Genomic DNA, 19,818 nt, shown 5'->3' on the forward strand with positions numbered 1-19,818 from the left:
AGGCATGAGCGATCCGTATCTGCCGCCCGAGGACATCCGCGCGATCAAGGACGCCGCGCTCGAGGCGGGTTTGGCCGGACCCTCCGACCGGGAGCTGCTCCTCGACGGCATCCTCCCCAGGTACGTGGGCGAACTGCCGCTGGACGACGCCCCCGGCAAGCAGCTGCAGTCGGACCTGAACAGGATGAACCGCGTGGAGCGGCTCGTCGACGGCTCGGTCCCGCTGGAGATCTGGCTGCGCAACGCCGTGGCCCAGACGGTCGAGGCCGGCCCCCTGGCCGTCTTCCAGCGCGCCCTGGACCGGGTGGTCCGCGACGCCGCCGGGGAGCCCGACGTGCCGGTGGCGCCGCCGCCCGCGGCCGGGGAGGCCAAGGAGGAGATCGTCTTCCTGGACGACACCGTGCCCTACGAGTTCCTGCAGCGCGGGGTGCTCGCGGGCACCTCGGTGGCCCGGCTCAAGGTGACCCCGTACCAGGCGGGCGCGCCGCTCCAGCCGAACGGCTATCCGCACGCGGGAACGGGCTGGCTCATCGCCCCCGGCCTGCTGATCACCAACCACCACGTGGTGTACGCCCGCACCCGCACCGCGGGCGACCGGGGCGTCGTGGACCCGGCGGACCTCCAGCTCCAGGCCCGCAACTCCCGCTCGCGCTTCGACTACGGCGCCGAGGAGACGGAGACCGAGGAGGTCGCCGCCGACGAGCTGCTCGCCTGGGACGAGGAACTGGACTACGCGGTCCTGCGGATCGCCGACCAGTCGCCGCGGCGCGCCCTGCGGGTGGCGACCGAGCCGCTGCAGGCCGCGCTGGCCCAGCCGGTGCCGGTCAACATCATCCAGCACCCGGGAGGGCAGCCCAAGCGCGTCGCCCTGCGCAACAACGTGGTCTTCGACGCGGACGACAAGGACCTGCGCTACTTCACCGACACCCGCGGCGGCTCCTCCGGCTCGCCCGTCTTCACCGACGACTGGACGGTGGTCGCGCTGCACCGCGGGACGCGGCGGGTGGAGGAGGGCATCGTCTTCCAGGGCCGGACCGAGGGGTTCGTCAACCTCGGCACCCAGATGAGCAGCGTCCTGCGGCACCTCGCGGAGCACAGCCCCGGGGTCCACGCCGAGATCGCGGCGGCGCAGGCCGCGCTGGACGGCCCCGACGGCGGGCGCCCGGGCAGTGGGCCGCAGCAGTGAACCGGGGGCAGTGAGAGGAGCAGTGCGATGGCGAGCCGATCACCCGTGGCGACCCGGCCCGAGCAGGTCTTCCGGGACCTGTGCGAGGTCGCCGAGCGCGTGCGCCAGGGCCTGCGGGAGCAGGAGACGGTCGAGGAGTCCTACCAGGAGCTCCCGCCGGAGGGCGAGATCGGCGCGTTCGCCCTCAAGGAGCGGGCGAAGGTGCTGGCGGCCGGCGCCCGCGGGCTGGAGAAGATCGCCGCCGGCCGCGAGGACGAGGTGGAGGACGACGAGTACTTCGGCGTCGAGGCCATCGTCCTGCTCGAGGGCAGGCCCGCCATCGTCGTCCAGGGCCAGGACTTCCCCTCCCAGCAGGGCGACTGGGCCGTCCTCGACGGCCAGCGGGCCGGGATCCGGGAGTCGATCGCCCGCGTCGGCCGCGTCGACGTCACCGGGCACGCCCGCCTGGACTGGGTGGGCACCGCCTTCCTCGTCGCCCCGGACGTGGTGATGACCAATCGCCACGTGGCGGTCGAGTTCGCCCACGAGGACGGGGCGGGCTGGACCTTCCAGCCGGGGATGGCCGCCCGTCTCGACCTGTCCGAGGAGCTGTCCTCCGTCCCCGGCGACAGCTCGTTCGAGTACGCGGTCACCGGGGTGGTGGGGATCCACCCCGAGGCCGACCTCGCCCTGCTGCGGGTGGACACCGCGGCCTCCGGCGGCCGCGCGCCGGTCACCCCGCTGGCGGTGGCGGCCGATCCGCCCGGCGACGTGCCCGGGCGGCCGGTGTACGTGATCGGCTATCCGGCGGAGGACGGCCGCCGCAACGAGCCCGAGGCCATGCGCAGGATCTTCATGGACGTCTACAACGTCAAGCGCCTGCAGCCGGGTACGACGACCGGGCTGCTCCCCGACACCCTCACCGTCAAGCACGACTGCTCCACGCTGGGCGGGAACAGCGGCTCGCCCGTCTTCGACCTGGCCGACCACCGCGTCCTCGGCCTGCACTACGGGGGCCGGTACGGATTCGGGAACTACGCCGTCCCGCTGTGGGAGCTGGTGGACGACCCGCTGCTGGAGCGCGCGGGCGTCAACTGGGTCTGAGGGGCCGGCGCCGCGGGGGTTCAGCCGACGCGCAGGGCGTCGCCGACGAGCCGGACGGCGCGGGCGAGGCGGCCGAGCTGCTGGAGCTCGACGGCGTACATGCGGATCGAGTTCTCGATGACGGTCTCGGCCACGCCCATGGAGGGCAGTTCGGCCCGGCTGGTCTCCAGCGCGACGCGCACGGCGCGCATCTCGTGCTGCAACTGCAGCTGCGCGTGCCGGGCGAGCAGGACGGGGCTGCGGGTCAGCGTGGAGTACGCGCCGTAGCGGGCCGGGAGCAGGTCCCGCAGCCAGCGCATGGCCGTGCGTTCCCAGTCGTGCGTGCCGGGGGCCTTGACCTGACAGGGCCAGTCCGGGCTGAGCGTGGGGGAGAGCGTCTGGCTCATTCTCGTCGCTTCCGAATGGTGTCGAACTCTGATCGAGAGGGGGTGGGCGGCCCCGGCCCAGGGGTTGGCCGGGGCCGCCGGAGCGCTCTGGTGGATCCTCATGCCGGGGACCGGCACCCGGGCGGGACGTGAGGAGGAGTCGTTCCGCCCGGGTATCTGTTCCGAGAGGGCGTAGGGGTCGCCCTCCTTGGCGCTTGGTGGATCCGGCGCGCTGCTCAGTAAACATATATACCGTCGAGTAAACAAGAGAATGAAAAATTACATACGCCTCGACGGTGTGAAAGTGGAGGCTGCTATACCGGTTGAAAACCGGACCTAGAGGAAGAATCCGTGCTGGTCCGCGACCTGCTCGTAACCTTCGAGCCGGGCCTGCGTACGCTCCGGGTCCGCATCGGCCATCGCCTGGAGCAGCGCCGCGGACAGCACGCCCGGCGCCGCGTAGGAGTCGAACACCAGCCGCGCCCCCGTACCGGCCGCCAGCGTCACGTCCGCCTCCTCCACCAGCGGCCCCAGCGCGGAATCCGTGATCAGGGCGATCTTCAGCCCGGCGTTGCGGGCCGCCCGCAGGGCCGACAGGGTCTCCTTGGCGTGCCGGGGCATGGCGAACGCCAGCGCCCACGTCCCGCCGGCCTCCCGGGACTGCAGCAGGGCGTCGTAGGCCACGCTGCCGCCCCGCGTCACCAGCCGGACGTCGGGGTGGATGCGCCGGGCCGCGTACGCGAAGTACTCCGCCAGGGACACCGAGATCCGCAGGCCCAGCACCGTCAGCGGCACCGACCGGGCCAGTTCGCGGCCGATGTCCAGCACCTGGTTGGTGTCGGCCAGCAGCCGGCGCACGCTCTCCAGGTTCTCGATCTCGGCGTCCACCGCCGCCTGGAGCTCGTTGCGCCGGTACTGCTCACGGCTCTCCGGGGAGCCCGCGACCGCGCTCAGCGCCATGGGCTGCAGCGCGTCCCGCAGGGCCGGATAGCCGCTGAACCCGAGGGCGGTCGCGAAGCGCGTGACCGAGGGCTGGCTGACCCCGACCCGCTCCGCGAGCTCGGTGATCGACAGGAACGCCGCCTCGGTGAGGTGGTCGATCAGGTACTGCGCGATGCGCCGCTGGCCGGGGGAGAGGCGGTGGCCGTCGAACAGGGAGCGGACCCGGTCGCCCGGCGCACGCTCGTGGTCCGGCGCCTGCCCGGTCGTCGGCGTGATCGCAGCCGCCTGGGCGCGTTCCTGCTGCCCCGATGACACCGGTGGCCTCCCTCTCACGTCACTCTTCTTCCAACATAGCTCACGCCCCGTGGTCGGCCGCCAGACCGGAGGTCTCCTGACCGAACCGTGAGACGGGGGCCCCGCCGCAGCTGTCGCGGCCCCCGACCTCCGGAAATATGATGGGCCGGGTCCTCCGGCGCGCCGCGCCGCGAGGGCCGGGAGCACCCGGAGCGCCCAGAACAGGGGACAAGCGGCCTATGGATGTGGATGCGCCCGGGAGCGGTCCGTGAACCCGCGCCGTGCACCGCGCCGCACCCCGCGGTCGGCGAGCGCGGACGACCTGCTGGCCACGCTGGGGCAGCTCACCGCCCGGGCGCGGGCGGGAGCCGAGCACCAGGTGGCGCGCGTCGAGCTCGCCGAGGCCCTCCAGCGCGAGATGCTGCCCGCCTCGCTGCCCTCGCTGCCGGGGCTGCGCACCGCTGCCCGCTACTCGCCCGCCCGCCACGGCCTCGACATCGGGGGCGACTGGTACGACGGCTTCCGGCTCGCGGAAGGCGCCCTCGCGTTCTCCATCGGCGACGTACAGGGCCACGACGTGGAGGCGGCCGCCTTCATGGGGCAGGTGCGGATCGGACTGCGCGCGGTCGGGGCCGTCGTCGCCGACCCGGGCGAGGTGCTCAGCAAGACCAACGACGTCCTGCTCTCGATGGGCCGCGAACTCTTCGCCACCTGCAGCCTGCTCCGCTTCGACCCCGGGACCTGGGAGCTGCACTGCGCCCGGGCCGGCCACATACCGACCCTGTGGGCCACGGTCGACGGCCGCTACGGGATGGCCGAGGACGAGGGCGGCCTGCCGCTCGGCATGCTGCCCGGCGCCGACTACCCGGTCACCCGCCGCCGCCTGGACCGGGCCGGCTCCATCGTCCTGCTGACCGACGGGGTCGTCGAAGGGCCGTCCTTCCCCATCGACGTGGGCCTCGCACGCGTCCTGGAGGTCGTACGGGAGGCGGCGGGCGCCGACCCGGACGAACTGGCCGCCGAGGTGATGAAGGTGGCCGACTCCACCGGGCACGCCGACGACGCCGCCGTCCTGGTCATCAGCCACGACGCGGGCTGACCGGCACGCCGCTCGCGCGTGTCACACCCGCCCCCGGGCGGCGGTTGTTGTCTGATGCTGTGGTGCGCACCGTGCAATGGCGGCGTCTCCTCGCAGACACCCTCCGGATCCTCGCCGTCGCGGCCGCCTACTACCTCACCGGACGGATCGGCCTCCAGCTGCGCGTCGTCGTCGGCGGGGCCGTGGTCACGCCGCTGTGGCCGCCCACCGGCATCGCGGTGGCCGCCCTGCTGTGGAAGGGCCTGCGGGTGTGGCCCGGCATCACCCTGGGCGCGTACCTCTCCATCGAGCACATCAGCGCCTTCCAGCCCATGGACGTCGGGCTCCTCGTCGGCAACACCCTGGCGCCCGTGTGCGCGTACCTCATGCTCCGCCGGGTGGGCTTCCGCCCCGAGATGGACCGGCTGCGGGACGGACTGGCCCTGGTGTTCCTGGGCGGGCTGCTCCCCATGCTGATCAGTGCCACCCTCGGCGCCGGGATGCTCCGGATCACCGGCGACCTGCCGCCCGGACAGTTCTGGTCGGTGTGGGCGGCGTGGTGGACCGGCGACGCCATGGGCGTGCTCCTGGTCGCCCCCGTGCTGCTCGTCCTGCCCCGGCTGCGCAAACCCGAGGACCCGCTCCGGGCGGCCGAGGCGGTGCTGCTGCTCGCCGGCTGCGGGGCCGTCGCCGTCCTCGCCACCCGCAGCCCCCTGTCGCTGCTCTTCCTGGTCTTCCCGATGCTGATCTGGGCGGCGGTGCGCTTCCAGCACTCCGTGGGGGCCCCGTGCGCCCTGCTGGTGTCCGTCCTCGCCATCTGGGCGGCCACCGACCGGGCCGGGCCCTTCGCCGGGCACACCCTGTTCGACACGATGGTCAACCTCCAGGGCCTGAACGGGTCGGCCGCACTGACCGTGCTGCTGCTGTCCGCGCTGGTCGCCGAACAGAACAACGTCCGCCTGAAGATCGAGCAACTGTGTGAGGAACTCGCCGAGGTGGTCGACCGCATCGCGCCGGGCCGACCGGAGGAGTGAGCGGCGGGGCCGGGGACCGGGCGGAGAGCGGGCCGACGGATCGTCAGCTGGCGGGGAAGAAGGCCCGTGAACGGGTCCACCCGGCAGTGCGGGGGCGCTGCCGGGTGGAGGTGCGGGGGCGGGAGCCGGTCTCAGCCCTTGGGGACCTGGATGACGACCGTGCTGCACACCTTGTCGGCGAAGGTCTGCTTCTTCTCGTCCCACAGCGGCCAGAGCAGGCCGATGTAGCAGGGGATGCCGTCGAGGATGTGGGCCAGCTTGCGCACGAACGCCATGCCGAAGCCGAGGACGTTGCCGTCGGCCTCGCGGCGCACGCTGATGCCGACGACCTTCTTGCCGATCGACTGGCCGGTCGAGCCCTCCTTGTACAGCTGGAAGAAGCCCATGCCGATCGCGTACAGCATGCCGATCGTGAAGAAGACGCCCGGCCCGCTCGGGTCGTCGGACGTCGCGAGGTCGATGAAGCCGAGCAGGTACATCGGGACGACGGTGATCAGGCCGTCCAGGAGGTACGCGCCGACGCGCTGGCCCCAGTGGGCGAGCGGCGGCATGCCCGGCATGCCCGGTGCCATGCCGGGCATGCCGCCGGGGGCGGGGTAGCCGTACTGCGGCGCGGCCGGCGGCTGCTGGGGGTAGCCGTACTGCGGGGCGGCCTGCGGGGGCTGCTGCGGGTAGCCGTACTGCGGGGGGACGCCCTGCGGGGCCTGCTGCGGGTAACCGGGCTGACCCTGCGGGGGCTGCTGGCCGTACGGATTGTTCGGGTCGCCGAAGCTCATGGCGAAATCTCTCCGGTGTCGGAAACGGGGACGATGCGGAACCGAGCGGAGAAACGACACCAAGTGACCGGTTTGCCCCCCTGAGCTGCCGCGATGTTGCGGGCCTCATCGTGGTCGGTCGATCGGTCGCTTGTCCAATTCTCTTCTCGCGGCAGACGGTGCGGCCGCCTGCGCGAAGGCCCGTCAGAGGTGGCCGGATTCGATTCCCGCGGGCCCCGACTCCGGTGACCGGGTGGTAACTTCCGCGAGTTGATCTTGCCTGCGGCCCGGACGCCGCGTCGGCGATCCCTCGTTCAAGGAAGCCACATTGCACCGCCATCTCCTTCACCGCCCCTCAGCCCTCGTCACCCGCGCCGCGGCCTCGGCCGTGCTGCTGACCCTGTTCTCCGCCGTCCCGGCCACGGCTGCGCCCGCGGCCGGCGCCTCCGGCACGCCGCACCTGGACACGGTCGAGCAGGCGCTCCGCCAGGTGTCCCCCGGCCTGGAAGGCCAGGTGTGGGAGCGGACGGCCGGCAACACCCTCGACGCCTCGGCCCCCGGCGGCGGCGACTGGCTGCTGCAGACGCCCGGCTGCTGGGGCGACGACACCTGCGCCGCCCGCCCCGGGACGCAGCGCCTGCTCGCCAAGATGACGGAGAACATCTCCCGGGCCACGCAGACCGTCGACATATCGACCCTGGCCCCCTTCCCCAACGGTGCGTTCCAGGACGCGATCGTGGCCGGCCTGAAGTCCTCGGCCGCGCGCGGGAACAAGCTCAAGGTGCGCATCCTCGTCGGCGCCGCGCCGGTCTACCACCTGAACGTGGTGCCGTCGAAGTACCGCGACGAGCTGGTCGCCAAGCTGGGCCCGGCAGCCGCCGGCGTGGACCTCAACGTCGCCTCCATGACCACCTCCAAGACCGCGTTCTCCTGGAACCACTCCAAGCTCCTGGTGGTGGACGGCCGGTCCGTGGTCACCGGCGGCATCAACGGATGGAAGGACGACTACCTGGAGACCGCCCACCCGGTAGCCGACGTCGACCTCGCGCTGCGCGGACCGGCCGCCGCCTCCGCCGGCAAGTACCTCGACGAGCTGTGGTCCTGGACCTGCCAGAACAAGGGCAACATCGCCAGCGTCTGGTTCGCCTCCTCCAACGGCGCCGGCTGCATGCCCTCGATGGCGAAGGACAGCGCGGCCGCGGCACCCCCGGCGAGTGCGGCCGGCGCGGGCGGGGTGCAGGCCATCGCCGTCGGCGGCCTCGGTGTCGGCATCAAGCGCAACGACCCCGCCTCCGCCTTCCGGCCGACCCTGACCGGCGCGCCCGACACCAAGTGCGTGGTCGGCCTGCACGACAACACCAACGCGGACCGCGACTACGACACCGTCAACCCGGAGGAGAGCGCGCTGCGGACGCTCATCTCCAGCGCCACGTCGCACATCGAGATCTCCCAGCAGGACATGAACGCGACCTGCCCGCCGCTGCCCCGCTACGACATCCGCGTCTACGACGCCCTCGCCGCCAAGCTCGCCGGCGGGGTGAAGGTCCGCATCGTCGTCAGCGACCCCGCCAACCGCGGGGCCGTCGGCAGCGGCGGCTACTCGCAGATCAAGTCGCTCTCGGAGATCAGCGACACCCTCCGCGACCGCCTCGCCCTCCTGACGGGTGACCAGGGTGCGGCGAAGGCCGCGATGTGCTCGAACCTCCAGCTGGCCACGTTCCGCAGCTCGCAGAGCCCGACGTGGGCCGACGGCCGTCCGTACGCGCAGCACCACAAGGTGGTCTCGGTGGACGACTCCGCCTTCTACATCGGCTCGAAGAACCTCTACCCGGCGTGGCTGCAGGACTTCGGGTACGTGGTGGAGGACCCGGCCGCGGCCGTGCAGCTGAAGGACAGGCTGCTGGCCCCGCAGTGGCAGTACTCCCGTGCGACCGCGACGGTGGACCACGAGCGCGGCCTCTGCCAGGCCTGAACCGCCCGAATCCGCGGCCCTGCCCAACGGCCCGACCGCCCGGCCCGTACGTCTCGTACGGGCCGGGCGGCCGCTGTACCGCCGGGCGTCAGTGGAAGAGCATGGAGGCGTCGCCGGCCGCCGTGGTCACCGAGCCGGGGCACAGGAAGCTGCCGGAGACCTTGGTCGCGGTGAACGCCTGGTTGACGTACTTGCGGGTGGAGGCGTCGCGGTTCCACACGAGGTTCGCCGCCTTGTAGCGGCAGCTGACGAAGGACTGCTTGCCGGTGATGTCGATGGCGTCCGTCTTCGCGGTGCCCGCGGCGTCGTCGAAGGTGAACACGGGGTTGTTGTTGAGGACGGCGGTGATCCCGCCGCCGCAGCTCAGGTTGCCGCCCGGGGTGTTGATGGTCGTGCGGTCGACGCTCAGGGTGCTCGGGGGGTTGGCGCTGGTCCGTGCGTTGGTCCAGGTGCAGGTGTTGCCGGCGACGACGATGACGCCGTCGAGCTGCTGGCCGGCGGTGGCGCCCAGGGCGCCGGCCGGCACCGCTGCGCCGACCAGCAGGGCTGCGGCCACGGCGGCCGTACCCGTCCAGGTGGAAATCCTCATGCTGTCGCTCCTCTTCGCCACGTCCTGGTGGGGTGTGAGCGCGGCCGGGAGGGCCGCGCCGGCGTGCACCCGGCCGGCGGAGGCGGTTTCCGTGGTCCGGCCGGGGGAGAGAGGGTTCGGCGTTTCGCACGGAAGGTCCCACGAGGACCATGAAATGTCATGGCCACGCCAATAGAATGGCCGGATGGCTCACGCTGGCGCGTTTCCACCGCCCGGTACGGCTGCCCCCGTACGGCCGCTCGGCCGGGGGAGGCGGGCTTCCCGATGGGGGACGGCGGCACCGCGTCCGGATGCGGGGCCGCGGCCGCAGGCGGAGGCTGGGGCCATGCACCATGCGCCGATCACCGTCCACCGGATCGCGCCGGCGGGCGGCCGCCGGGTCTCGCTGCGGGCCGAGGGCCAGGACTCGGTCCTGGGCCTCGCCCGCAGCGACGCCGACGTGATCGAGTTCCTGCGCCGGGCCGGCGTGCCCGACCCCGACGAGGTGGTCCTCGGCGACTCGGTCCTCATCGAATGGATGACCGACGACCCGCACACCTACGACGCGGAGCCCTCGGACACCGACATCCCCTGACGCCGACTTCCCCGGCGGCGCCCCGCCTTCCCGGGCGCCGCCGCGGCACCATGGAGGACGGCGGCCGACCGCGGCCGTACCGCACCGGTCCGGGAGAGCCCGGAGAGAAGGGGAGCCGGCACCATGCTGAAGGACTTCGCCGACCTGGCCACGCCGCTCATCGCCGACGCGTGCGTGCGCACCGGCGTGCCGCTGCGCGTGGCACCGCCCGGCATCCGGGCGGTGGTGACGGGCGGGCGGGTCGCCGGGCCCGTGCTGCCCGTACGCCACTACGGCAGTGTCGACGTGTTCCTGGAGGTCTACGGGCGGGCCGAGCCCGGCGACGTCCTGGTCATCGACAACGGCGGCCGCACCGACGAGGCCTGCGTCGGGGACCTTGCGGTCCTGGAGGCCGCGTCCGCCGGGATCGCGGGACTGGCGGTGTGGGGGCTGCACCGCGACACCCCCGAGCTCGCGGAGATCGGCCTGCCGGTGTTCAGCTACGGCGCCTGCCCGGCCGGGCCGGTCCGGCTGGACGAGCGCGAGCCGGAGGCGCTGAGCAGCGCCCGGTTCGGGCCGCACCGGGTGACCGGCGAGGACTTCGTCTTCGGCGACGCCGACGGAGTGCTGTTCGTCGGCGCCGCCCGGGTCGAGGAGGTACTGGAGACCGCCCTGCGGATCAGCGAGACCGAGCGCGAGCAGGCCCGCCGGATCCGCGCCGGCGAAACCCTGCGCCACCAGACCGCCTTCGAGGACTACCTCGTACTGCGCGAGGCCGACCCCTCGTACACCTTCCGCCGCCACCTGCGGCGCACCGGCGGCGCCATCGAGGAGTGACGGCCGGCGCGGCGGGCCCGGGTGGCGACCCGGCCCGCCGGCCCCGGCCGGTCAGTCCGTGCCCGCCGCCCGGACCGGCGCCGGGCACGTGGTGTCCCCGGCGGGCAGGGTGCCGTCCAGCAGGTACGCCTCGACGTGGGCGTCGACGCAGGCGTTGCGGTTCTGGAACTGGCCGTGGTCGCCGCCCTCGACCGTGACCAGCCGCGAACCGGCCAGCGACCCGTGGGCGCGCAGCACGCCCTCCTGGTGCGTGGCGGGGTCCCGGCGCGAGCCGAGCATCAGCACCGGCGGCAGCCCCTCCCCGGTGACCTTCACCTGCGGCGTCCGCATCCGCGGCCAGTTCGCGCAGACGGACGCGAACGTCAGCTCGCGCGCCCCGACCAGCGGATGCGTCCGGGTGGACTCCTCGCTGTGGCGCACCCAGGAGCGCATGTCGCGGCTCCAGGCGGTGTCGCCGCAGGTGACGGTGAAGAAGTCGGCGGCGAATCCGGCGTCCAGCGGGTGCCTCAGCTGCTCGGCGACGGCCTTGCGCGCCGGCTCCGGTGCCCGCTCGGGGTCCTGGAGGATGCCGAGCAGCCGGGCCAGGGCCGCGAACTTCTCCTCGTTGTACATCGCGTCGCTCGTCGCCGCGTCCAGGTGGTTCGCGGTGATGACCGTCCCCTCCACGTCGAGGGGGTGCCCGCTCAGGGCCGCCCGCAGCCGCTCGTACCCGGCGCGGACCTCCTCGGGCGTGCGCCCCTGGTGGTAGGAGGCGTCGTTGCGTGCGAGCCACGGCAGGAAGTCCTGCTCGAAGCGGCGCTGGAAGCTCAGCGGCTGGCCCGTCATGAACGACTCCCAGCTCCCGGAGAAGTCGACGCTGCTGTCGAGCACCACCCGTTCGACGCTGCGCGGGAACTCGGTGGCGTAGTACGCCCCGAGGAAGCCGGCGTACGACGGCCCGTAGTAGGAGACCTTCCGCACGCCCAGCAGCTGCCGGTACAGGTCCATGTCGTGGACCGCCTGGTCGGTGGTGACGTACGGCAGCAGGTCGCCCGAGTTGCGCCGGCAGTCCCGTACGAAGCCGCGGGCCCGGTCCACCGTTCGCCGGACCGCCTCGGGGGAGCGGTCGCGCAGGTCGCCGCTGCCGAACAACGCGTCGACGGTCTCCTGGTCGGAGCAGACCACCTTCGTGCTCGCGCCGACGCCCCGCTGGTCGAAGCCGATGATGTCGTACGCGGCCGCGAGCTTCGGGCTGTACGAGGCCAGCCGGGCCGGGCGCGGCAGCCCCGAGGCGCCGGGGCCGCCCGCCGCCATCATCAGCACGCCCTTGCGCGCGGCCGGATCCGGTGCGCGCAGGCGGGAGACGGCGATGGTCAGGGAGGGGCCGGCGTCGGGGTGGTACCAGTCCCGCGGCACCGTCATCGACGCGCACTCCAGCGGAGCCGAGGCGCAGGGCTGCCAGTCGAGCGTCTGCCGGAGGTAGCGCGCCGGGACGGCGGGAGCGGAGCCGGCGCCGAAGGCGCTTCCCGTGCCGGCTCCGGCCGGGGCCGCGCCCGCGGCCCCCGCGGGCAGGGCCGCCGCGGCGAGCAGTCCGCAGGCCGCGGCCGCGAGCCAGCGGGCGGGCTTGGTGAACAGGTGCATGGTGTGTCTCCCCCTCGGGGCCGGTCGGTCGCCTCGATCCTCGCCCGGCGGCCCGCCCGTGTTCGATGGCACTGCCATCCGTTCCGGGGGTGGCACCAGTGCCACCCCCGCCTGCGCCCACTCATGGTGAAGGCTTGGAAGAACCGATACTTCAGGCCCCTGTGGCTGTTTCCCGACCGGCGCTACATTGCCCACGCCGCACGGAGCGCGGCGAGAGGGGGGCAGGGGCGATGGGCTCGGGGTTCTTCGCGAGACTGGGCGGTGCGGCCGGCACCAGGACGGCGGCCGTGGCAGCGGCCGGCACCCTGGCGGTGACCGGGGCCGTGGGCGCCGGCGTGTGGTGGGCGGCGAACGACACCGGGCCGCGGCTCACCGTCGTACAGCGCAGCCAGTCCGTCGCCGTCGCACCCGGCAGCGAGCAGAGCACGCTCGTCGGCTGCCGGGCACACGAGACCCCGATCGGCGGCGGGTACGCCGTCGACGGCGCGGGCTTCGCCACCAGCAGCTACTTCCTCGGCGACCACTGGCGGGCGGTCGCGGTCAACCCCGGGGGCGCGGCGGCCACCCTCACCGTCTACGCCCTGTGCATCAACGCGCGGGTGGAGCGCCAGTCCGGACTGGACTTCACCTGGCAGGCGCCCGCGTTCCGCGACCGGGACAACAAGGTGACCAGCATGGGCCGCGGGATCCACATCCACGACCTGACCACCGAGGGGCCGTACGCGTACGCGGCCCGCCACCCCACCGCCGAGCCGCACTGCGCGGGCGGCTACACGCCCGTCGCCACCGAGTTCCTGGCCGGCCGGACCCTGACGGGTCAATCGGCGGCCCCGGTGCCGCTGGAGGAGCTCGCACCCCGGGCCGCGGCACCCGGCGCCACCCCGACCCAATGGCGGGTGAGGGTCAACCCGGGCACGGTGCTGAGCGACCGCCCCTTCGAACTCCCCTTGTCGGAGGACGTGATCCGCGAGACCCGGATCCTGGACCCGCAGCCGCCCCAGGCGAACTTCGCGGTCGGCGCCCGGCCGGTCTGCGTGAGGGTGAAGTCGTCGGCCACGGCGACCGCACGGGTGGCGGTGGCCGCGGGCGGCCGCGCGGAGGCCGTCGCCCGCTGCCCGAAGGGTACGCTCGTGGTGGGCGGCGGCTTCGCCTTCCCCGCGCCCAACGAATCGGACGGCGCCGAGGCCCCGCAGCGCTTCTTCGGCGACGGCTTCCTGTACGCGGCCGCGGACGCGCCCGCCCGGGGCGAGCCGGCCGGTACCGCCGTGAAGGCGTGGCACGTCACCGGCGTCAACCAGCAGAAGTCCGGCGAGCTGTACCGCAATTCGGCCTGGCTGGAGAAGAGCGACCGCGAAACCGCCACCGGCAACGCCTACTTCGACAACCACGGGCACGGCCTCGACGATCAGGAACTGCGCGGCGCCACGATGCCCGCGCAGCAGCCGCTGATCGCCACCGCGGTCTGCGCGAGCTTCGACGCCGAGCCGACGTCGCCGTCGAAGACCTCCATGGCGCCCCTGCACCCCGGGGTCCCGCCCGTAGGCACGCCGGCGGGCCCCTCGGACTCCGCGGCCTCCCCCGGGGCGGGCCCGTCCGGATCGCCTGACGCCGGCCCCTCCGCCTCGCCCGACCCCTCCGCCTCGCCCGGCCCCTCCGCCTCGGCCGACCCCTCCGCCCCACCCGGCGCTTCGGTCACTCCCCGCACCCCGGGGACCCCGGGCCCCGGCCAGTCGTCCCCGCCGCCCGGGAACAACTCGCCGTCCCCGCAACCCCAGCCGCCGCAGGTGTCCGTCTCCCAGCCGCAGCAGGGGGCCACCCTGCGGCGCGGCTGCGAGGAGACGTTCACCGGCAGCGCCCGCACCCGGCCGGGCGACCGCCCGCTGACCGGTCCCCGGTACACCGCCTGGCGGATCGAGGGGCCGAACGGGCCGGTGGCGGTGGGTTCCGGAGCGTCCGGCCGCTTCCTCGTACCCCTGCTGCCCGACGGCACCTACCCGCTACTATTCACCGCCACTGACCCGGCCTCCGGACTCACCGGCAGCGCCGAGATCCCCATCCGGATCATCGGCTGCCTGCGCTGAGGACGCAGGTCCGCCACCGATCCAGGAGGTACGTGTGTCTGCCGCGTCGAGCTATGCGTCCGGGGCCTGCGAAGTCCCGCTGCTGGGCGACACCATCGGGGAGAACCTGGACCGCACCGTGCGCCGCTTCCCCGACCGCGACGCGCTGGTGGAGGTGGCCACGGGGCGACGGTGGACGTACGCGCAGTTCGCGGCCGACGTCGACGCCCTGGCGCTCGGCCTGCTGGACCTCGGCATCGTGCGCGGGGACCGGGTCGGCATCTGGTCCCCCAACCGGGCCGAGTGGACGCTGGTGCAGTACGCCAGCGCGCGGATCGGGGCCGTCCTGGTCACGGTGAACCCCGCCTACCGGCCCCACGAGCTGGAGTACGTGCTGCGGCAGTCCGGGATCCGGCTGCTGGTCGCGGCGGACCGCTTCAAGACCTCCGACTACGCGGCCATGATCGAGGAGGTGCGGCCGCGGTGCCCGGACCTGGAGTTCACGGTCCTGCTCGACGGGCCCGCCTGGACCTCCCTGCTGGAGCGGGGCCGCAGCGGCGACCGGGCCGACCTGGAGCAGGCGGCCGCCGGGCTGAGCCCCGACGACCCCGTCAACATCCAGTACACCTCGGGGACCACCGGCTTCCCCAAGGGCGCGACCCTCTCGCACCACAACATCCTCAACAACGGCTTCTTCGTGGGCGAGTTGTGCCACTACACCGAGCAGGACCGGGTCTGCATCCCGGTGCCCTTCTACCACTGCTTCGGCATGGTCATGGGGAACCTCGCCTGTACCAGCCACGGCGCGGCGATGGTCATCCCCGCGCCCGCCTTCGACCCGGCGGCCACCCTCGCCGCCGTCGAGGCGGAGGCCTGCACCTCGCTGTACGGGGTCCCCACCATGTTCATCGCCGAACTCGCCGAGCCCGGCTTCGCCTCGTACGACCTGTCCAGCCTGCGGACCGGCATCATGGCCGGCTCGCCGTGCCCGGTGGAGGTGATGAAGGAGGTCATCGAGCGGATGGGCATGACCGAGGTCTCCATCTGCTACGGCATGACGGAGACCTCGCCGGTCTCCACGCAGACCCGCGCCGACGACTCCGTCGAGCGGCGCGTCTCCACCGTCGGCCGCGTCGGACCGCACCTGGAGGTCAAGGTCGTCGACCCGCAGACCGGCCGGACCGTCCCGCGCGGCGAGCCGGGGGAGCTGTGCACCCGCGGCTACTCGGTGATGCTCGGCTACTGGGCCGAGCCGGAGCGCACCGCCGAGGCCGTGGACGCGGCGCGCTGGATGCACACCGGGGACCTCGCGGTCATGGACGACGACGGCTACCTGAGCATCACCGGCCGCATCAAGGACATGGTGATCCGCGGCGGTGAGAACGTGTACCCGCGGGAGGTGGAGGAGTTCCTCCACGCCCACCCCGACGTCCTGGACGTCCAGGTCATCGGCGTGCCCGACGCCAAGTACGGCGAGGAGTTGATGGCGTGGGTGCGGATGCGGGAGGGCGCCGAGCCGCTGACGGCCGAAGCCGTCCGCGCCTACTGCGACGGACGGCTGGCCCACTTCAAGATCCCGCGCTACGTCCACGTCGTGGAGGAGTTCCCCATGACCGTCACCGGGAAGGTCCGCAAGGTCGAGATGCGCGAGATGGCCACCCGCCTGCTGGACCTCCCCGCCTGACGGCTGCGCCGGCCGGACGGCGGGTCAGCCGCGCGGGGAGAGCTCGGCCATGGCGCTCCAGCCCTGGCCCGGGACCTCCACGTGGATGATCTCCGGGGTGGTGGCGATGGCGCCGGCCAGCGTCTCCATCCCGGCCTTGAAATGGTCCGAGGCGACGTGCGCGGCGCCCGCCTCGGCGTCGACGAAGGCCTCCAGGAGCGTGTACTTGTTCGGGTCGTCGACGCTGCGCGACCAGTCGTAGAAGAGGTTGCCCGGCTCGTTGCGGGTGGCACGGGTGAAGTCGTCGACGAGCGTGAGCCAGTTGTCGCTGAACTCGGGGCGGACGTCGAACCTGACGGCGATGAAGATCATGCGGACCACCCTGTCAGGCGGCCGGGCCCGCTGCACGCCGCGCCGCCCGGTTTTCCGGCAGCATCGGAAAACCGGTCCCGCGAACGGATCACCCGCAGCCCGCGGCCGCCTGCGCCAGCGCCGCCCGGATCTCCTGCGGGCGCCGCCGGAACTCCACGGTCGGCAGCGACACCGACAGGGCGTGCACGGCCCCGCCGTCACCGCCCCGCCCGGGCCCGGGCGGCAGCGCCACCGCCAGGCAGCTGTACGCGGGATCGGCCTCGCCGACCGACAGCGCGAAGCCCTGCCCGCGCACCCGGGACAGCTCCGCCTCCAGCAGCTCCGCGCAGGTGATGGTGGCGCCCGTCAGCCGGGGCATCCCGTGCGCGGCCAGGTACCGGCGCAGCACCGGCCGGGGCAGCTCGGCCAGCAGCGCCTTGCCGTGCGCGGTGGCATGGGCCCGGGTCTCCCGGCCGGGGGCGAACGGGTTGCCGGTGTCGGTGACCGGGGCCGTCGTGTCGACCACCGTGATCAGCCCGCCGCGGTAGGCGGTGTAGTACGCCTCGGCCCCGGTCGTCCGGCGCAGCCGGGCCAGCAGGTCCGCCATGCGCGGCACGGGCTCCAGGTGCTGCATCAGGCTCCGCTGCAGCCCGGGGATCCTGGGCCCGAGCGCGTAGCCCTGCGCGGTGCGCACGAGGTAGCCGCGCTCGGTCAGCGGGGCCAGCAGGTGGTACGCGGTGGACAGCGAGCACTCCAGCCGGCGCGCCAGCGCCTTGGCGGTGACCGGAGCGCCCGCGTCGGCGACGGCGTCGAGGATCTCCAGTGCGCGGTCGACGGACTGCGGACCGGTGTACGGCATCGTGGTTCCCGGGATCAGGAGAGGGGCGGGGCGGAGGTACGAGCCTACGGCCGCGGGCGGCGTTCATCGAACGTTGACCGGACGCCGACCCCGACCCCGCACAGTCGTGCCATGGACAGCGAACACGACACCCCGCCGGCCCGGCACCACCACGGCTTTCCGGCGGTTCCCGACCTGACCGGGATCCGGCTGGCGCACCGGGCGATCCTGACCGACGCCGACCGCCTCGCCCGGCTGCTCGACGGCCTCGCCACGGCCGCCGAGGAGGTGTCGCCCGCGCGGGCCGCCGCCATCGCCGCGTACGTCCACCGCTACAACGAGGTCGTACGCGGCCACCACCGCGGGGAGGACGAGGTCCTGTGGCCGGTGGTCCTGGACGCGGTGGCCGACCCGGCGGAGGCCGTCGCCGGCATCGTGCGCTTCGTCGACGACCACGAGGCGCTCGACGCCCTCCAGGCCGACTGCGACCGGACGGCGGACCGCTTCGCCGCCGAACCCGGGCGGCACGCCCGGCCGCTGGCCGACGCCCTCGCCCGGCAGCGGGACCTCCTGGTCGACCACATCGAGGCCGAGGAGGAGCACCTGTTCCCGGTCATCACCGGGCAGGTTCCGGGCGCCGCGTACGCCGCCGCCGAGGCCGGCATCCGCAGCGCCGACCGGGCGGCGGATCCGGCATGGGCCCGCGGCTGGCTGCTGAGCCACGCCACCCCCACGGAACTGCGGCGCCTGCTGCCGCCCTGCCCGGCAGACGACCCGGTGGGCGGAATCCAGCCGCTGCTGCGCGCCTACGCGGCAGACGCCTCAACGGTCTTCCCCACCGCCTGACCATGCAGCCGCGCCGGCGTTCGAGGCGCGAGGTGTGGGGCGGCGCCCCAGGAGCCCGGCCGGCTCCCGCCGACACCTGAGCCGGGGGTCCGGCCATTCCAGCCCCGCCGGCGTTTGAGGCGCGGGGTTCGGGGTGGCGCCCCGAGGAACCCGGCTCCGCCGGGCACCGAACGTCGGCGGGTCAGGTGCGGAGGTAAGAGGCGCCGTTGACGTCCAGGACCGTGCCCGAGGACCACGCGGCCTCGGGGGAGGCGAGGTACAGGACGGCCGAGGCGATCTCCTCCGGCTCGGCGACCCGCCCGAACGGGCTCTGCGCGGTGATCGCCGCACCCTCGGCGGAGGCGAGCCGGTCCGCGACCCGCTCGGTCGCGACGAAGCCCGGTGCCACCGAGGCCACCGCGATCCCGTGCGGCGCGAGCGACACGGCCAGGGACTGGCCGAACGCGTGCAGCGCCGCCTTGGTGGCCCCGTACGCGGGATGGTCGGGCTCACCGCGGAACGCGCCGCGCGACCCCACGTTCACGATGCGGCCCGCACGGCCCTCGGCGATCATCCGCCGGGCGGCGCAGTAGCTGATGTTGACCGCGCCGAAGAGGTTCACCGCCGCCGTGCGCTGCCAGGCCTCCTGCCACGCGGCGTACGAGGTGGTGGGCAGCGGGTGGCGGACCATCACCGCGGCGTTGTTCACCAGCACGTCCACCCCGCCCAGCGCCTCGGCCGCCTCGTCGACCAGGGCCTCGACGCGCACCGGATCGGTGAGGTCGCCCTCGACGAGCATGTGCCCGGCGCCCTCCAGCCCCGCAAGGGTCTCCCGCGCATCGCCGCGGCGGGTCGAGCAGTGCACGGCCACCCGGTCCCCGCGCCGCGCGAAGGCCGCGGCGACGGCCCGCCCGATGCCCCGGGACGCACCGGTCACCAGGACGCCCCGGCCCGCCCCCGGTCGCATCGGCGGGGGTCCGACGTCGTCGGGTCGGCTGCTCATCGCGGTCTCCTCATCGCTTGCTGCCCCGACTTTGACCGGCCCGGGGGACCAATGTCAACATTCGACATATGGAGACTCCCTCGGGCGCCGGCATGGGCCGCGCCCGCCGCCGCGGTCTGGCCGCGGAGGCCGCCGACCGGATCCGCGAGGCGATCCTCGCCGGCCACTTCCCGCCCGGCGCCCCGCTCCGCGAGGTCGAACTCGCCGGGTCGCTCGACATCAGCCGGGGCTCGGTGCGCGAGGGCCTGGCCGTCCTCGCCCGCGAGGGGCTCACCCGCAGCGCCTGGCACCGCGGCACGAAGGTCATCGAGGTCACCGCCCCCGAGGCGGAGGAGCTGTACGCGGTACGGGCCGCCCTGGAAGGCCTCGCCGCGCGCCTCGCCGCCGAGCGGGCGGGGGCGGAGGACACCGCCGAACTCGACTCCCGGGTCGACGAGATGGCGGCGGAGCTCGCCCGGGGCGCGGACGGCCCCCGGCTCCTCGCCCTCGACCTGGACTTCCACGACCGGATCCACCGGCTCTCCGGCAACCGCCGCCTCTACGACGGCTGGACGGGCATCCGCTCGCAGGTCCACCTCTACCAGCTCACGCGCGTCCGCCTCGGCCACGACGACTACCGTGCGGCCGTGGTCGCCGAGCACCGCGAGCTCGTCCGGCTCCTGCGCGCCGGCGACGGCCGGGCGGCCCGGGAGGCCGCCGAGGAGCACGTGCTGTCGGCCTGCCGGGTGCTGTGCCGGCAGCTCGCCGAGGCGGCCGGGCGGGAGGCCTGA

19 protein-coding genes are annotated in these 19,818 nt (G+C 73.8%); 11 read left to right on the plus strand and 8 right to left on the minus strand.

The window, feature by feature from the left end:
• The first annotated feature begins 4 nt into the window (after positions 1-4).
• Positions 5-1,186, plus strand: a complete 1,182-nt coding sequence (locus tag AB0953_RS17475) for a trypsin-like peptidase domain-containing protein (RefSeq protein ID WP_366860349.1) — start codon at positions 5-7, stop codon at positions 1,184-1,186.
• Between the two features lie 27 nt (positions 1,187-1,213).
• Positions 1,214-2,269 carry a serine protease gene (locus AB0953_RS17480; protein WP_366860350.1) on the plus strand — a complete coding sequence of 352 codons (1,056 nt, stop codon included), beginning with the start codon at positions 1,214-1,216 and terminating at the stop codon, positions 2,267-2,269.
• Between the two features lie 20 nt (positions 2,270-2,289).
• On the opposite strand, the gene AB0953_RS17485 is transcribed toward AB0953_RS17480, so the two are convergent.
• Positions 2,290-2,655, minus strand: a complete 366-nt coding sequence (locus tag AB0953_RS17485; RefSeq protein WP_366860351.1) for a hypothetical protein — start codon at positions 2,653-2,655, stop codon at positions 2,290-2,292.
• A 315-nt stretch (positions 2,656-2,970) separates the two neighbouring features.
• Positions 2,971-3,891, minus strand: a complete 921-nt coding sequence (locus tag AB0953_RS17490) for a MurR/RpiR family transcriptional regulator (protein WP_366860352.1) — start codon at positions 3,889-3,891, stop codon at positions 2,971-2,973.
• 247 nt (positions 3,892-4,138) lie between these two features.
• Here AB0953_RS17490 and AB0953_RS17495 point away from each other — a divergent pair, with 247 nt between their 5' ends.
• The gene (locus tag AB0953_RS17495; protein ID WP_366860353.1) at positions 4,139-4,969 is read left to right on the plus strand and encodes a PP2C family protein-serine/threonine phosphatase; all 831 of its coding nucleotides are present in this window, start codon (positions 4,139-4,141) and stop codon (positions 4,967-4,969) included.
• A gap of 59 nt (positions 4,970-5,028) precedes the next feature.
• The gene (locus AB0953_RS17500; RefSeq protein ID WP_366860354.1) at positions 5,029-5,982 is read left to right on the plus strand and encodes an MASE1 domain-containing protein; all 954 of its coding nucleotides are present in this window, start codon (positions 5,029-5,031) and stop codon (positions 5,980-5,982) included.
• A gap of 131 nt (positions 5,983-6,113) precedes the next feature.
• On the opposite strand, the gene AB0953_RS17505 is transcribed toward AB0953_RS17500, so the two are convergent.
• Positions 6,114-6,758: an RDD family protein gene (locus AB0953_RS17505; protein ID WP_366860355.1), complete on the minus strand. Its 645-nt coding sequence runs from the start codon at positions 6,756-6,758 to the stop codon at positions 6,114-6,116.
• Positions 6,759-7,065: 307 nt separating this feature from the next.
• Between AB0953_RS17505 and AB0953_RS17510 the strand changes: the two genes are divergently transcribed.
• Positions 7,066-8,709: a phospholipase D-like domain-containing protein gene (locus AB0953_RS17510; RefSeq protein ID WP_366860356.1), complete on the plus strand. Its 1,644-nt coding sequence runs from the start codon at positions 7,066-7,068 to the stop codon at positions 8,707-8,709.
• Between the two features lie 88 nt (positions 8,710-8,797).
• Here AB0953_RS17510 and AB0953_RS17515 read toward each other — a convergent pair whose 3' ends face one another.
• Positions 8,798-9,298 (minus strand): hypothetical protein, encoded by a 501-nt coding sequence (locus AB0953_RS17515; RefSeq protein ID WP_366860357.1) that lies wholly within the window; start codon positions 9,296-9,298, stop codon positions 8,798-8,800.
• 325 nt (positions 9,299-9,623) lie between these two features.
• On the opposite strand from AB0953_RS17515, the gene AB0953_RS17520 reads away from it, so the two are divergent.
• A complete protein-coding gene (locus tag AB0953_RS17520) occupies positions 9,624-9,872 on the plus strand; it encodes a hypothetical protein (RefSeq protein ID WP_366860358.1) in 249 nt (82 codons plus the stop codon).
• Between the two features lie 123 nt (positions 9,873-9,995).
• Positions 9,996-10,688: an RraA family protein gene (locus tag AB0953_RS17525; protein WP_366860359.1), complete on the plus strand. Its 693-nt coding sequence runs from the start codon at positions 9,996-9,998 to the stop codon at positions 10,686-10,688.
• A 51-nt stretch (positions 10,689-10,739) separates the two neighbouring features.
• On the opposite strand, the gene AB0953_RS17530 is transcribed toward AB0953_RS17525, so the two are convergent.
• Positions 10,740-12,308 (minus strand): alpha/beta hydrolase, encoded by a 1,569-nt coding sequence (locus AB0953_RS17530; RefSeq protein WP_366860360.1) that lies wholly within the window; start codon positions 12,306-12,308, stop codon positions 10,740-10,742.
• 287 nt (positions 12,309-12,595) lie between these two features.
• On the opposite strand from AB0953_RS17530, the gene AB0953_RS17535 reads away from it, so the two are divergent.
• Positions 12,596-14,389, plus strand: coding sequence for a hypothetical protein (locus tag AB0953_RS17535; protein WP_366860361.1), 1,794 nt, complete (start codon positions 12,596-12,598; stop codon positions 14,387-14,389).
• Between the two features lie 34 nt (positions 14,390-14,423).
• Positions 14,424-16,052: an AMP-binding protein gene (locus AB0953_RS17540; protein ID WP_366860362.1), complete on the plus strand. Its 1,629-nt coding sequence runs from the start codon at positions 14,424-14,426 to the stop codon at positions 16,050-16,052.
• A gap of 24 nt (positions 16,053-16,076) precedes the next feature.
• Here AB0953_RS17540 and AB0953_RS17545 read toward each other — a convergent pair whose 3' ends face one another.
• The gene (locus AB0953_RS17545) at positions 16,077-16,403 is read right to left on the minus strand and encodes a putative quinol monooxygenase (RefSeq protein WP_366860363.1); all 327 of its coding nucleotides are present in this window, start codon (positions 16,401-16,403) and stop codon (positions 16,077-16,079) included.
• Positions 16,404-16,491: 88 nt separating this feature from the next.
• The gene (locus AB0953_RS17550) at positions 16,492-17,241 is read right to left on the minus strand and encodes an IclR family transcriptional regulator C-terminal domain-containing protein (RefSeq protein WP_366860364.1); all 750 of its coding nucleotides are present in this window, start codon (positions 17,239-17,241) and stop codon (positions 16,492-16,494) included.
• A 111-nt stretch (positions 17,242-17,352) separates the two neighbouring features.
• Between AB0953_RS17550 and AB0953_RS17555 the strand changes: the two genes are divergently transcribed.
• Positions 17,353-18,066 (plus strand): hemerythrin domain-containing protein, encoded by a 714-nt coding sequence (locus tag AB0953_RS17555; protein ID WP_366860365.1) that lies wholly within the window; start codon positions 17,353-17,355, stop codon positions 18,064-18,066.
• Between the two features lie 181 nt (positions 18,067-18,247).
• Here AB0953_RS17555 and AB0953_RS17560 read toward each other — a convergent pair whose 3' ends face one another.
• Entirely contained in the window at positions 18,248-19,048 is an 801-nt protein-coding gene (locus AB0953_RS17560) for an SDR family oxidoreductase (protein ID WP_366860366.1), read from the minus strand.
• Between the two features lie 68 nt (positions 19,049-19,116).
• On the opposite strand from AB0953_RS17560, the gene AB0953_RS17565 reads away from it, so the two are divergent.
• Positions 19,117-19,818, plus strand: coding sequence for a GntR family transcriptional regulator (locus tag AB0953_RS17565; protein WP_366860367.1), 702 nt, complete (start codon positions 19,117-19,119; stop codon positions 19,816-19,818).

This window comes from Streptomyces sp. NPDC046866 (assembly GCF_040704625.1).
Taxonomy (GTDB): domain Bacteria; phylum Actinomycetota; class Actinomycetes; order Streptomycetales; family Streptomycetaceae; genus Streptomyces.

Excerpts from the sequence above, each read along its gene's own strand:
- AB0953_RS17475 (WP_366860349.1), top strand. The coding sequence starts at position 5 with ATGAGCGATCCGTATCTGCCGCCCGAGGACATCCGCGCGATCAAGGAC.
- AB0953_RS17480 (WP_366860350.1), top strand. The coding sequence starts at position 1,214 with ATGGCGAGCCGATCACCCGTGGCGACCCGGCCCGAGCAGGTCTTCCGG.
- AB0953_RS17485 (WP_366860351.1), bottom strand. The coding sequence starts at position 2,655 with ATGAGCCAGACGCTCTCCCCCACGCTCAGCCCGGACTGGCCCTGTCAG.
- AB0953_RS17505 (WP_366860355.1), bottom strand. The coding sequence starts at position 6,758 with ATGAGCTTCGGCGACCCGAACAATCCGTACGGCCAGCAGCCCCCGCAG.
- AB0953_RS17515 (WP_366860357.1), bottom strand. The coding sequence starts at position 9,298 with ATGAGGATTTCCACCTGGACGGGTACGGCCGCCGTGGCCGCAGCCCTG.
- AB0953_RS17520 (WP_366860358.1), top strand. The coding sequence starts at position 9,624 with ATGCACCATGCGCCGATCACCGTCCACCGGATCGCGCCGGCGGGCGGC.
- AB0953_RS17525 (WP_366860359.1), top strand. The coding sequence starts at position 9,996 with ATGCTGAAGGACTTCGCCGACCTGGCCACGCCGCTCATCGCCGACGCG.
- AB0953_RS17530 (WP_366860360.1), bottom strand. The coding sequence starts at position 12,308 with ATGCACCTGTTCACCAAGCCCGCCCGCTGGCTCGCGGCCGCGGCCTGC.
- AB0953_RS17545 (WP_366860363.1), bottom strand. The coding sequence starts at position 16,403 with ATGATCTTCATCGCCGTCAGGTTCGACGTCCGCCCCGAGTTCAGCGAC.
- AB0953_RS17550 (WP_366860364.1), bottom strand. The coding sequence starts at position 17,241 with ATGCCGTACACCGGTCCGCAGTCCGTCGACCGCGCACTGGAGATCCTC.
- AB0953_RS17555 (WP_366860365.1), top strand. The coding sequence starts at position 17,353 with ATGGACAGCGAACACGACACCCCGCCGGCCCGGCACCACCACGGCTTT.
- AB0953_RS17560 (WP_366860366.1), bottom strand. The coding sequence starts at position 19,048 with ATGAGCAGCCGACCCGACGACGTCGGACCCCCGCCGATGCGACCGGGG.
- AB0953_RS17565 (WP_366860367.1), top strand. The coding sequence starts at position 19,117 with ATGGAGACTCCCTCGGGCGCCGGCATGGGCCGCGCCCGCCGCCGCGGT.